General features: G+C 69.0%; 10 protein-coding genes. 8 read left to right on the top strand and 2 right to left on the bottom strand.

Features of this window, described 5'->3' with window-relative positions:
* The first annotated feature begins 3 nt into the window (after nucleotides 1-3).
* Together AB0I34_RS38930 and AB0I34_RS38925 are read left to right on the top strand one after the other, a co-directional pair.
* Nucleotides 4-447 carry a hypothetical protein gene (locus AB0I34_RS38930; protein ID WP_360455851.1) on the top strand — a complete coding sequence of 148 codons (444 nt, stop codon included), beginning with the start codon at nucleotides 4-6 and terminating at the stop codon, nucleotides 445-447.
* 22 nt (nucleotides 448-469) lie between these two features.
* The gene (locus AB0I34_RS38925; RefSeq protein ID WP_360455848.1) at nucleotides 470-952 is read left to right on the top strand and encodes a hypothetical protein; all 483 of its coding nucleotides are present in this window, start codon (nucleotides 470-472) and stop codon (nucleotides 950-952) included.
* 33 nt (nucleotides 953-985) lie between these two features.
* Here the strand turns inward: AB0I34_RS38925 and AB0I34_RS38920 are convergent, their stop codons facing one another.
* A complete protein-coding gene (locus AB0I34_RS38920) occupies nucleotides 986-1,702 on the bottom strand; it encodes a hypothetical protein (protein ID WP_360455845.1) in 717 nt (238 codons plus the stop codon).
* Nucleotides 1,703-2,157: 455 nt separating this feature from the next.
* Here AB0I34_RS38920 and AB0I34_RS38915 point away from each other — a divergent pair, with 455 nt between their 5' ends.
* From AB0I34_RS38915 to AB0I34_RS38900, 4 genes are all read left to right on the top strand, one after another.
* Nucleotides 2,158-4,641, top strand: coding sequence for a LuxR C-terminal-related transcriptional regulator (locus AB0I34_RS38915; protein ID WP_360455842.1), 2,484 nt, complete (start codon nucleotides 2,158-2,160; stop codon nucleotides 4,639-4,641).
* An 88-nt stretch (nucleotides 4,642-4,729) separates the two neighbouring features.
* Nucleotides 4,730-6,031 (top strand): cation:proton antiporter, encoded by a 1,302-nt coding sequence (locus tag AB0I34_RS38910; RefSeq protein WP_360455839.1) that lies wholly within the window; start codon nucleotides 4,730-4,732, stop codon nucleotides 6,029-6,031.
* Between the two features lie 121 nt (nucleotides 6,032-6,152).
* Nucleotides 6,153-6,431 (top strand): hypothetical protein, encoded by a 279-nt coding sequence (locus tag AB0I34_RS38905; RefSeq protein ID WP_360455836.1) that lies wholly within the window; start codon nucleotides 6,153-6,155, stop codon nucleotides 6,429-6,431.
* A 127-nt stretch (nucleotides 6,432-6,558) separates the two neighbouring features.
* Nucleotides 6,559-8,250 carry a SulP family inorganic anion transporter gene (locus tag AB0I34_RS38900; protein ID WP_360455833.1) on the top strand — a complete coding sequence of 564 codons (1,692 nt, stop codon included), beginning with the start codon at nucleotides 6,559-6,561 and terminating at the stop codon, nucleotides 8,248-8,250.
* Here the strand turns inward: AB0I34_RS38900 and AB0I34_RS38895 are convergent.
* Nucleotides 8,244-8,828, bottom strand: coding sequence for a hypothetical protein (locus AB0I34_RS38895; RefSeq protein WP_360455830.1), 585 nt, complete (start codon nucleotides 8,826-8,828; stop codon nucleotides 8,244-8,246). The genes AB0I34_RS38900 and AB0I34_RS38895 overlap by 7 nt on opposite strands.
* A gap of 176 nt (nucleotides 8,829-9,004) precedes the next feature.
* Here AB0I34_RS38895 and AB0I34_RS38890 point away from each other — a divergent pair, with 176 nt between their 5' ends.
* Both AB0I34_RS38890 and ligA read left to right on the top strand, forming a co-directional pair.
* On the top strand, nucleotides 9,005-9,913 hold the full coding sequence (locus AB0I34_RS38890) for an NADP-dependent oxidoreductase (RefSeq protein ID WP_360455827.1): 909 nt from the start codon (nucleotides 9,005-9,007) through the stop codon (nucleotides 9,911-9,913).
* A 39-nt stretch (nucleotides 9,914-9,952) separates the two neighbouring features.
* On the top strand, nucleotides 9,953-11,882 hold a 1,930-nt coding region (ligA, locus tag AB0I34_RS38885; protein WP_360455825.1), incomplete at its 3' end, for an NAD-dependent DNA ligase LigA.

Genomic DNA, 11,882 nt, shown 5'->3' with positions numbered 1-11,882 from the left:
ACAGTGGCACAAGGGGCTGCAGCATCGCAGTACGAAGGCGCCGGCGAGGAACACGAGGTCAGCGGCTGGGCGGTCGGCTTCATCCTGTTCGCCGGCGTCATGATGGTCATGGCCGGAGGCTTCCAGGCATTCTCCGGTCTGGTGGCACTCTTCGAGAACGAGTTCTACGTCGCCACCCGTAACTACCTGTTCCAGTTCGACGCGACCGCGTGGGGCTGGATCCACCTGTTGTTCGGCATCGCGGTACTGCTGGCCGGTTTCGCGGTCATGGCGGGCCAGGCCTGGGCGCGGGTGGTGGGCATCATCCTGGCCGTGCTGAGTGCGCTGGCCAACTTCACCTTCATTCCGTACTACCCGTTCTGGGCGCTGACCATCATCGCCATCGACATCTTCGTCATCTGGGCGCTGGCCGTACACGGTCGCGACCTCCACGATGCCAGGGCCTGACGGCCGACGAGAGGAGACCGAGATGGCTGAGAAAAGAGGCGGGGGCGTGCTGGCCGGCATCGTCGTGTTCGCCGGCTCGCTGCTCGTGGTGATCGGAATGGTCAACGTCTTCCAGGGATTCATCGCCCTGTTCAACGACGAGCGTCTGGCGATGACGCGGAACAACCTCATCGTCGTGGACACGACCGGGTACGGATGGGTGCTGCTCATCTCCGGGCTGCTCATGCTGGCCGTGGCCGCCGGCCTGCTCGCGGCACAGACGTGGGCCAGGTTCGCGGCCATCGTGCTCGTGTGCCTGCACGCGGTGACGCAGATCGCCTGGCTCGGGGCCTACCCCGTCTGGTCGCTGCTGATGATCGCGCTGGACACCGTCGTACTGTTCGCGCTCACCGTCCGGTGGTCCGACGTACGCGAGCGGATCGGTGGGCAGGGCGACGTGGACTGGAACGAGCAGGAAGAGATCCAGCTCTCTGCCACCAAGCAGCGCATCCCTCCGATGGCCTGAGTGACGGCGCGGCGCCCCAGGTGGGTCCTTGACTCAGCTGGCTCGGCGCCGCGCATCGTCGACGTACGGAAGCGGGTTGCCGGATGCTCGTGCGCCGGAGGCGAGCCAGGCCGCGAGTCCCTCCGGAGATCGCCGCTGGAGCTCGTCGAGGTACTGCTGACGCTTCTTGACAACGGTCAGGCGCTCCGCGGCCGTCGCGGCAGTCTCCAGCAGGCGGAAGCTCCGGCGCCAGGCCAAGCACAACGCCTCATCGCCGAGGGAACTGAGCTCCGGCGCCGGGGCGGCCGCGGGACCGTCTGCAAGCGACGTCACGGAGTTATAGGGCGTCGTCGGCTCCGGCCGTACGACAGGTCGATCCCCGTTGGCCTTCCGTCGCGCCCGGACCAGCGAGGTGAGGGCCGGCGTGGTCAGCGCCAGGATCACCACGACCAGGACGCCGGCGACCTTGGCGACCGCGATCAGGCCCACGGCCGCGGGCGTCATCAGCCCGGCACCGAGCGTGACCCGAACGACCCTGGCCACCGCGACCCGTCCGTCCCCTCCCCACATGGACGAGGCGACGACGGCCGTCGCCATCGCGACAACGACCACACTGATGACGACCCCGACCAGACCCCACGTGGCGATCGCGCACACGAGGCCGATGGTGGTGGCCAGGTAGACACACCACGACCGGATCGTTCGGCTCGTGCCGCGGGATGTGCCGGGATCGGGTAAATCGGCGCCGGATGACCGCCTCAGCTCGCTCACGTTCTCAGTCCTTTGCCCCGGTTCTCGATCGCGTTCTTCCGCCATCGAGCTCAGCGTCAGGATGCACCGGGCCCACAGGTCCTCGCCTCCTCCTGCCAGGGTGAAACGGGTCAGGGCTCTTGCGGCTGCCGGCGGTCATGCGTCCGGCAGTGGCGAAGGTGGGCCCGCCTCACCCTTGCGGGGTGAGCTACCGCCGCCGGTCCTGGGGCAGCATGGGTAAGGGTCGACGAATATCGGTGTCATCCCGTCTCGAAATCTGCGGTGAAACCACCGCGCACCGTCCCGTCGACCAGTCGTGTGGTCAATCGCCGGGAGGGGAAATGCCGGGCGGTCAGCAGGTAGGGGATGGGCACGCACATCGCTTGATTCCGATGCACAACAGGGAGCAGACGGCCCGGCCGGGTCCGTCGGCGACACCTTGGCGGACGGTGGTTCGGCAGCGTCTTCTGGACCTGGTGAGCCAAGGAGTACAGGGTCCGCTGACGCTTGTCAGTGCGCCCGCGGGCTTCGGGAAGACGATTCTCCTGTTCTCGTGGGAGGCACTCGGCACCTGGGGCGGCCCGGTCCGGCACATCACTGTGGACGCCGCCGGCGAGCACGCCACCGCTTCGCTGCAGTCCGCACTCGACGGCCTCCACCTGAGGGGGGCCGCCCTCGCCGAAGAGCCCGCGCTGGTCCTCGTGATCGACTGCGGCGATCTCACCCTGACACCGGAGCTCTGGGACAGCGTCGATCGCCTCGTCCGGGGCAATGCCAGCGTTCGGATCGTCCTGCTGACCCGCGCGGATCCGCCGCTGCCGCTCCATCGCTACCGGCTGGCAGGCACCGTGACCGAGATTCGCGCCGCCGACCTGGCCTTCACGGTGGAGGAGGCCGCCGGCCTGATGCGGCAGGAGAACCTCGAGCTGACGACGGCCGAGGTGGCAGAACTCTGCGCCAGGACGGACGGCTGGCCGGCGGGCCTGACGTTCGCGGCGATGAATCTGGCCGGGAAGGTCGACACCGCACAGGCCATCCGGGAGTTTCGGGGCGATATGGGGAACGTGGCGGCGTTCCTGATGACCGAGGTGCTGCAGACGCAGCCCTCCGCGCTGCGGGACTTCCTGCTCCGGACCTGCATCGTCGACAATCTCTGGCCCGAACTGGCCGAGGCGCTGACGGGTCGCGTCTGTGACCGTCGGTCGCTGGAGTTCTTGTCCCACGGGAACGCGTTCACCCAGCGGGTTCCCGGCACCGGCGACTGTTACAGCTACCAGTCACTCTTCCGTGAGTTCCTCCGGGCGGAACTGCTGTTCGAACGGCCTGCTCTGGTCCCCGAGCTTCACCGCACCGCCGCCGCCTGGTTCGCGCAGAACGGGCACCGGCTGACCGCGGTCCGCCACGCCGTCACGGCCGGGCAGTGGGGGGATGCGGCACGGTATCTGGTGGAAGACTTCGACTTCGCGCAGCTACTTGCCGGGCGCCGGCGGCAGCTACTGAAAGCTTTGGTCGCTGACCTTCCCGACGACCTGGGGGGAGCGGATGCCGCGGTGGTGCGGTCCGCTCGAGCACTCGCCGAGTTCGATGTCGACCGGTGTACGGCGGAGCTGAGCAAGGCTCGATGCAGCCTGGAGCAGGGGCTCCCACCACGGACACCCGCCCACGAGCTGGCGATCAGCGTGCTGCAAGCGATCTCGGCGAGTCTTCGGGCCGATGTCACCACGGCGTTGGACGCCACGCTCGCCGCCGAAGCGGGCCTCGGCGCGGCATCGGTGGGATCGAGGGCACTGCATCCGGAGCTGACGTACCTCGTTGCCGGATGCAAAGGCCGGGTCCTGCTCCAGCGCGGTGACTTCCCTGGAGCCGCGGAGGCCTTCGCCGAGGCGATCGCGATTGCCGACGAAGCCGGTCTGCACGAGGCATTGGCGGACGCCTTGGGGATGGCCGCGCTGGTGGAGGCGGTGTGGGGACATCTGCGGCGGGCCGGCGAGCTCGCCGCGCAGGCGAGCGCGCCGGCGGAGTCCGGGGCTCGCCTGGATGAGCCCCAGTCGGCGATCGTGGCCCGAGCCTGGGTGAGTGCGGACCAAGGTGAGCTCACGGCGGCCCGGGACCTGGTGCATCGCGCCGGGGACGCCGTACCGACGTTCGATGTCCGCGTTCTCGCAGCCCTCGCGGCTCTGGTCCGGGCAAGAGTGCTCCGGGCCGGAGGAGATGCCGACCTGGCCCGGGCTGAGCTGAGGGCGGCCGGCAACAGCTATCGCGGTGGAACTGACGATTGGCTCGGCCAGTCCCTCCTGGTGGACGAAGCGAAGATTCTCGTGGCTCAGCACCTGCCACATGAGGCCATCGCGGTGATCGAGCACTCCCCTGGCCGCCACCAGGTCGAATCGATCCTGGTGCTGCAACGGGCGGCTACAGAGGTTGGAGTGCGGGGTCCTGCGTTGCCGTCTCCGCTCACGCAGCGGGCCACGTCCCTGGAGACGCAGATCGACAGCTGGCTGCTTCAAGCCGCGGAGTCGATCAGAGCCGGCGAGTCCGGCCGGAGCGACCTCCATGTGGAGCGCGCCTTGCGACTGGCCGCGCCCGAGCACCTCCGCCGGCCGTTCTCGGACGCGCCGCCACCACTGCGAACGTTGCTCCAGCCAACCGGCGAACTGATGCGGCGTCACGCCTGGCTCCGCGCGCCGAGATCCACCCACGACGGCGCCGCGGATCGTTCGAGTCGGAGCCGCTACGAACTCGTCGTCACCGTCGCCTTGAGCAGCAAGGAGCACGAGGTGCTGGAGTATCTCGCCGAGCTCCTGACCACCGAAGAGATCGCCAGCATCATGTACGTCTCGGTCAACACGGTCCGCAGCCACGTGCGGAGCATCCTGCGCAAGCTGAGCGCCTCCCGCCGCAACGAGGCCGTACGGCGAGCGTGGGAGCTGGGTCTGCTCCCCCCACGCCCCGAGACCTGAGGGTGACGATGAGCCACCCGGTGGACGCCCGAGGCCGTGCACTGCTCGCGGCGTACCGGTTCGAACCCGTGACGACGGAGGCCGGGCGGTGACGGAGGGCACGTTCGCGGTCCTCGCGCTTCTGATCCTCGCGTGGGCAGTGATCTCGGGCCTCCTGGCCCGCTGGAACATCACCGGTCCGCTGGTGTTCGCGGTCGCCGGCTATGCACTGGGGAACCCTGACTGGGGCCCGCTCTCGGTGGACGTCGAGGCGCCCTCCGTCCATCTGCTCGCGGAGCTGACGCTGGCACTCCTGTTGTTCTCGGATGCGGCCAGAGTCAACATCTCACGGCTGAAACACGACATTCGCCTGCCCGGGCGCCTGCTGGCACTCGGCCTTCCCCTGTCCGTGATCCTGGGCTCGCTCCTGGCCGCCTGGTTCTTCGACGATTTCACCTGGGCACTCGCCGGCTTCGTCGGCGCCACGCTGGCTCCCACCGACGCTGCTCTCAGCGCCCAGGTGATCAACGATCGCCTCATCCCCGTGCGCCTGCGTCGCGCACTCAACGTGGAAAGTGGACTCAACGACGGCATCGTCACACCGATCGTCACGTTCACGCTGGCTGTCGCCGCCGGTGAACTCGGCATCGAAAGTCACGACGGCGCCGACCACGGCGGCGGCGCGCTGCTCGAACTCGCCCTCGGTGTCGTCGCCGGCCTTGCGATCGGGACAGCGAGCGCCTGGCTGTTGACAGTCGGCTCGCGACGGCACTGGATGATTGCCGACGCACGGCCGATCGGAACGCTTGCTGCCGCACTCGGCAGCTTCGCCCTCGCCGTCGCGTTCGGCGGCAACGGATTCATCGCGGCGTTCGTGGCCGGCATCGCCTTCCGAGCGACGCTCGACGAGCAGACTGTCGACGCGGACACCGCCGTCGAGCTGCCGGAGCTGGTCGGCGAGGTTCTGGCCCTCGCCGTCTGGTTCCTCTTCGGAGCCGCGCTGCTGCCGATCGCCCTTCACAACTTCGGCTTCACGCCCCTCGCGTACGCCGTACTGAGTCTGACCGTGGTCCGCATGGTTCCGGTCGCCCTGTCCCTGCTCGGAGCGGGTCTGGACCGCAAGACCGCTCTGTTCGTGGGATGGTTCGGGCCGCGCGGCCTGGCCTCGGTCGTGTTCGCGCTGCTGGCAGTCGAGGAGCTCGGCGAGATCTCGGTGGTCGAGCGCGTCGTCGCCGTCGTCGCGCTCACGGTGTTCCTGAGCGTGGTACTCCACGGTGTCACGGCCGGTCCGCTCGGACGCCGCTACGTCCACCTCGAGCAGGCCGACGAAGAGCAGGGCGGCGGACCTCGATCACGACGTACGTCCAGAGGTCGTGGCAGCCCCGACGCCCTTCGAAGCGACCAGCCGTGACAGAGCCCTGTCCGGCAGCGCCATCAGACCGGGCCGGTTTCGGGGTCGCCCTTGCGGGGTACAGTCGGGCTGCTGTATTCGGTCATCAGCATGCCGCTTGCGACGCAGAAAGTCTGAAATCATGGGCTTCCAGCCCGGCGACGGAATCGATCGGCCCCGGATCGACGAGCCCGAGACGGCCTCGCTCAGAGAGCAGGCCACCGGTGTACTCGCCGCGTATCACCACATCGAGTCGGCCGAGGCAGGCCTGCTTCTGATCGTGCTGGCCGAGTATCGCGACTGCTCGGTCGATGCACTGGCCGCCGAGGTACTGCGCACTGCAGTCAAGCACCCTGCGGGGATCGACGAAGCACCTCAGTCCCGCGACTTCTCTCCGGAACGAAGCGGCACAGCGGAGTAGCAGTCCGGTCCGCTCGGATCGTCCGGCCGGGATGAGGTTGCGGCAGTCGCCGGTCCCTAGGCTCGACAGCGCCGGGACAGGATGAAGCCCTTTCTGGATGAGGCCCTTCTGAAGGAGGCGACCTGACGTGGGCGCACATCCCGTACGCCGTTGGCTCCGGTCGGAGCGGCCGAACGTGCGCGCCGATGTGGTCGCCGGTCTGCCGGGCGCGATCAGCAGCGTGCCGGACGGGATGGCAACCGCAGTACTCGTCGGTGTGAACCCGATCCACGGCCTGTATGCGTCTTTCGCCGGTCCGATCGCGGGAGGGCTGTCGTCCAGCACCCGGCTCATGGTGATCACCACGACCTCCGCGGCGGCTCTGGCGGCCGGGTCGGCACTGGCGGACGTGGATCCGGCGGACCGGCCGGACGCCGTGATCCTGCTGACGCTCATCGCCGGTGTGGCGATGATCGTGGCGGGGGTCGCAAAGCTCGGGCGTTACACGCGGTTCGTCTCGCACTCGGTCATGATCGGGTTCCTGACCGGGATCTCGGTCAACATCTTCTGCGGCCAGATCCCCGTCCTGACCGGCGCGGAGGCCAGTGGAGGATTCGCACTGGCCAAGGCGGTCGACGTCGTCACCCATCCGTCGCGGATCGATATCCCATCCCTGCTGGCGGGGCTGGCAGCGCTGGGCATCCTTGCCGGTCTGTCCCGGACCCGCCTGGCTCCGGTGGGCGCACTGGTCGCGCTGGTCGTCCCGACCGCGGTGGTGATCATCGCCGGTGCCGATTCGGTGACACGGGTGGAGGACGTCGGGGAGATTCCGCCCGGTATTCCGCTGCCGCACCTGCCGGACCTCAGCCTGCTGTCGTTCTCCCTGGTGACCGGTGCACTGTCCGTCGCCGCCATCGTCCTCGTCCAGGGCAGTGGCGTCGCCGAGGCCGCACCCAACCGCGACGGAACCGTCTCGAACCCCAACCAGGACTTCATCGCCCAGGGCGTGGGCAACCTCGCGGCCGGCTTCTTCCGCGGTCAACCGGTCGGCGGCTCGGTCGGCCAGACCGCTCTGAACCAGGCAGTCGGCGCCCGCACCCGGTGGGCTGCGATCTGTGCGGGTCTGTGGATGCTGGTGATCCTCGCGGCCTTCTCCGGCGTGGTCGGAGTTGTCGCCATGCCGACCCTGGCCGCCGTACTCATCTTCGCGGCCGTCGGCTCGCTCAGGCTGGGCGAGCTGAAGACGATCATGCGCACCGGCCCGACCTCACAGATCGCGATCGTCTCGACGTTCGTCGCGACCTTGTTCCTTCCGATCGCCGCCGCCGTCGGGATCGGCGTGACGCTGTCGCTGCTGCTGCAACTCAACCAGGAGGCGATGGATCTCAAGGTCGTCGAACTGAAGCCCGCCGGCGACGGCCGGTGGATCGAGCACCCGGCTCCCGAACAGCTGTCGAGCCATCAGACGATCGTGCTCGACGTCTACGGCAGCCTGCTCTACGCGGGTTCCCGCACCCTCGGCGCCCGGTTGCCCGACCCGGCCGGCGCCGAAGCACCCGCCGTCGTACTCCGGCTCCGTGGCCGGACCTCCGTCGGCGCGACCTTCGTCAAGGTCCTGGCCGACTACGCCGCCGCCCTGCACGCGGTAGGCGGCCGCCTGTACCTCAGCGGCGTCGACCACGGCCTGGCCGAACTGCTACGCCGTACCGACCGAGTGGACGTCTCCGGTCCGGTCACCGTCTTCGAGGCCAGCGAACTGGTCGGGGAATCAACCGAGAAGGCCTTACACGAAGCAGAAACCTGGGCAGTAGCCCATCGCACCGACACCCCGGATCAGTGAGCGTCGAGGGGGTTCCCGGCGATTCTGCTGGTGAGCCCGGACTGGATTGCGCGGGCGGCAGAACTCGTGGGCTTTCGGTCGGCCTGGGACTGGAAGCAGGTGAGGAACTCGGTGGCGAGGTCGAGGCGGGGGTGTTGCCGGAGTACTTCGGCTCGGAACTCGGGAGTGAAGTCGTCGATGTTCTTTCCGACGATGTCCACTGCTGCGGCGCGCGACAACAGGTGACCTTCGGGGTCGTCGGCCGCGTCGACGTCGGGCCACATGTGCCGGACGATGACTTCACCGAGGCGTTCGCGGCGCTCGCTCGGCCAGCCGGCGCCCGCGGCGAACACCCGGGCGACATGGCCGCTGGCCACCTCGAAGGAGACTGTGTGGCTGTCGAACTCCGCCACCAGGCTGATGTCGTGGAACATCGCAGCCGTGAACAACAACTCGGCGTCGTACTGGATGCCCTGCTGCGTGCCGTACGCGGCCGCCCACACGTAGACGCGATGCGAATGGCTCAGCAGGGCGGGTGACAGATACGCGGAGGCGACCTCCAGAGCCGCTGACGACGCGGCCGTACCAGGAATAATCATGCGTCGACGGTACGGCGCGAAAGGCCCGCAGCACTGGTCCAATCCGCCTGCACGGTGATGGGCCATCCACCGCGGAAGCGGCCCATCACCTACGCCGTCAAATGGCCCACCGATGGCGGGCCGCGAGCGCGTACGGTCGATGTCGAACCATCACAACGACTAGCGCAAGGATCGTCATGCGTGCCATCACAGCCCGGGACCGCGCGGCCGGCGTCGGCGGATTGACCCTGACCGATCTCCCCTATCCGCACGCCTCGGAGAACGACGTCATCGTGCAGGTGCACGCCGCCGGCTTCACCCGGGGCGAGCTGGACTGGCCAGGGACGTGGACCGACCGCGCCGGCCACGAGCGCACGCCAACGGTCCCCGGCCACGAACTGTCGGGTGTCGTCGCCGAGCTCGGCTACGGCACCACCGGGCTGACGGTCGGCCAGCGGGTCTTCGGACTGACCGACTGGAGCCGCAACGGCACCCTCGCGGAGTTCACCGCCGTCGAGGCCCGCAATCTGGCCCCGCTCCCGGCGAACGTCGACCACGTCACCGCAGCCGCTCTGCCGATCTCCGGCCTGACGGCCTGGCAGGCGCTGTTCGACCACGCCCAGCTGAAAGCAGGCCAAGTCGTCCTCATTCACGGAGTCGGTGGCGCCGTCGGCTCCGTCGCCGCACAACTGGCCCGCGATGCGGGAGCCCACGTCATCGGCACCGGCCGAGCCTCCGACCAGGCCATGGCCTCCGATCTGGGCGTCCACGCCTTCCTCGACCTCGAGGGCGAACGTCTCGAGGACGCCGGGGCGGTCGACGTCGTACTGGACGTCATCGGCGGCGACATCCGCGACCGCTCCACCGCGCTGCTGCGGCCCGGCGGCACCCTCGTCACCATCGCCGATCCACCCACCCTCCACCCCCACGACGGCCGGGCCGTCTTCTTCGTGGTCGAGCCCCACCGCGAACAGCTCGCCCAACTGGCGACCCGCCTCCACGAAGGCCGGCTCGTCCCCCTCGTCAGCACCGTCCGTCCGCTGGCCGACGCTCCCGCCGCCTTCACCGAACGCGGCAGAACGATCATCCAGGTGACCACGGACTGATACGACGCTTTGTCGGGACGCGCCGGTAGTGTCCTGCCCGTGGACGTTGGGGAGCGCATTCAGGAACTTGCCGATCAGATCGTCGTACTGCGCGACGCCTACTACCGCGGTTCGCCGTCGGTGGCCGACGCGGAGTACGACGCGATCGAGGACGAGCTGCGGACACTGATCGACGCCAACCCGGAGCTGGCGCCCGACCCCAACCCTTTGGACCAGGTGGGCGCGCCCGCGGTCCTGCACGCGCCGATCCGGCACTCGCGGCCGATGCTGTCCCTGGAGAAGGCGACCCGGCCCGAGCAGGTCGAGGCCTTCTTCAGTCGCTTCCCCGGCCAGTCGGTGGTGGTGATGCCCAAGCTGGACGGCCTGTCACTGGCCCTCGTCTACGAGAACGGGCGCCTGGCCCGAGCGATCACCCGCGGCGACGGGACGACCGGCGACGACGTGACCCCGCTCGTGCGGGCACTCGCGGACGGAGTCCCGGACCGGCTCGACGTACAGGACCGCACCGAGGTCCGCGGTGAGGCGGTCATGTTGCGCTCCACCTTCACCGCCTACAACGCCGCCCACCCCGACAAGCCTCTGATCAACCCACGAGGCGCCGCCGCCGGCACACTCCGCGCCAAGGACCCGGCCACCGTCGCCGAACGGCGGCTGCAGTTCCTGGCCTTCGACCTGCTCAGCGACCGCGACGCCGCCGACGCCGATCTCGAGCGCGCACTGCAGACGATGGGGTTCACCGTCGCAGACATGCGCCACTGCGACGATGCCGCGGCGGCGCAGGCGGTGATTGCCACGATCGAGCAACAACGCAACGAACTGGACTACGACCTGGACGGCGCCGTACTGCGGTTGGCCGATCGGGGCGCCTTCGCCGCGGCCGGCACCCGTTCCAGCTCGCCACGCGGCGCTCTGGCGTACAAGTTCGCCGCCGAGGAGAAGACCACCGTGCTGGCGGACGTGGTCTGGGACGTCGGCAAGACCGGCAAGATCGCGCCGGTCGCCTGGTTGGAGCCCGTCTTCGTCGGCGGTACGACGGTCACCCGCGCGACGCTGGCCAACCAGGAAGTGATCCGTGCCCGCGGCATCAAGATCGGTGACACGGTCCTGGTACGCCGTGCCGGCGACGTGATCCCGTTCGTCGCCGGCGTACTCGACGCGTCCAGGCGCACCGGCGCGGAGCGGGACATCGTGCCGCCGGCCGTGTGCCCGTCGTGCGAGCAGCCCCTGATCGAGCAGGGCAACAGCCGCGAGCTGTTCTGCACGAACGTCTCCTGCCCCGCCCAGACCGTACGGCGGTTGATCCACTGGGCGTCCCGGGCGGCCGCCGACATCGATGCGATCGGCGGGGTCTGGATCGAACGGCTGGCCGAGGCCGGGATCCTCGAACACCCGTCGGACTTCTACCAGCTGACGGCTGAACGGCTGCTGGAGTTCGATCGCATCGGCGACATCTCGGCCGCTCGCATGATCGAGTCGATCGACGCAAGCCGCCAGGTCGGCCTCCGCCGGGCCATGATCGGTCTCGCGATCCCGATGGCCTCCGAAGGCACCGCGGCCAGGCTGTGCCGGGCGGGATTCGCTTCCCTGGAAGAGGTTTCCGACGCGGGCGTCGACGGGCTCGTCGCCGTCGACGACATCGGCCCGAAGGTCGCCGCCTCCCTGATCGAACACCTCACCCGGCTACGGCCTGAGCTCGAACGGCTTCGCGCGGCCGGCGTCTCGCTCGACGTGCGCGAGGAGGACCTCCCACCGGTCGTTGCGGCCGGCGCACCGCTGGCCGGCAAGACCGTGGTCGTCACCGGCTCGATCAGCGACCCGCGCTCCGGCGAGAAGGTCGCACGCCCGGCCTTCCAGCGACTCTGCGAGAAGGCAGGCGCCACCATCGCCTCCTCGGTCTCGGCCAGCACCGACTTCCTCATCACCGGTGCCGACGTCGGCGCCGCCAAACTCACCAAGGCCGAAAAACTCG

It is taken from the genome of Kribbella sp. NPDC050281 (genome assembly GCF_040655855.1).
In the GTDB taxonomy this organism is placed as follows: domain Bacteria; phylum Actinomycetota; class Actinomycetes; order Propionibacteriales; family Kribbellaceae; genus Kribbella.
The sequence above is the reverse complement of the archived record's forward strand: the minus strand, read 5'-3'. Positions and strand labels throughout refer to the sequence as shown.

Bases quoted from the DNA above. Each gene is read 5' to 3' on its own strand.
- AB0I34_RS38925 (WP_360455848.1), top strand. From the start codon at position 470: ATGGCTGAGAAAAGAGGCGGGGGCGTGCTGGCCGGCATCGTCGTGTTC.
- AB0I34_RS38905 (WP_360455836.1), top strand. From the start codon at position 6,153: ATGGGCTTCCAGCCCGGCGACGGAATCGATCGGCCCCGGATCGACGAG.
- AB0I34_RS38895 (WP_360455830.1), bottom strand. From the start codon at position 8,828: ATGATTATTCCTGGTACGGCCGCGTCGTCAGCGGCTCTGGAGGTCGCC.
- AB0I34_RS38890 (WP_360455827.1), top strand. From the start codon at position 9,005: ATGCGTGCCATCACAGCCCGGGACCGCGCGGCCGGCGTCGGCGGATTG.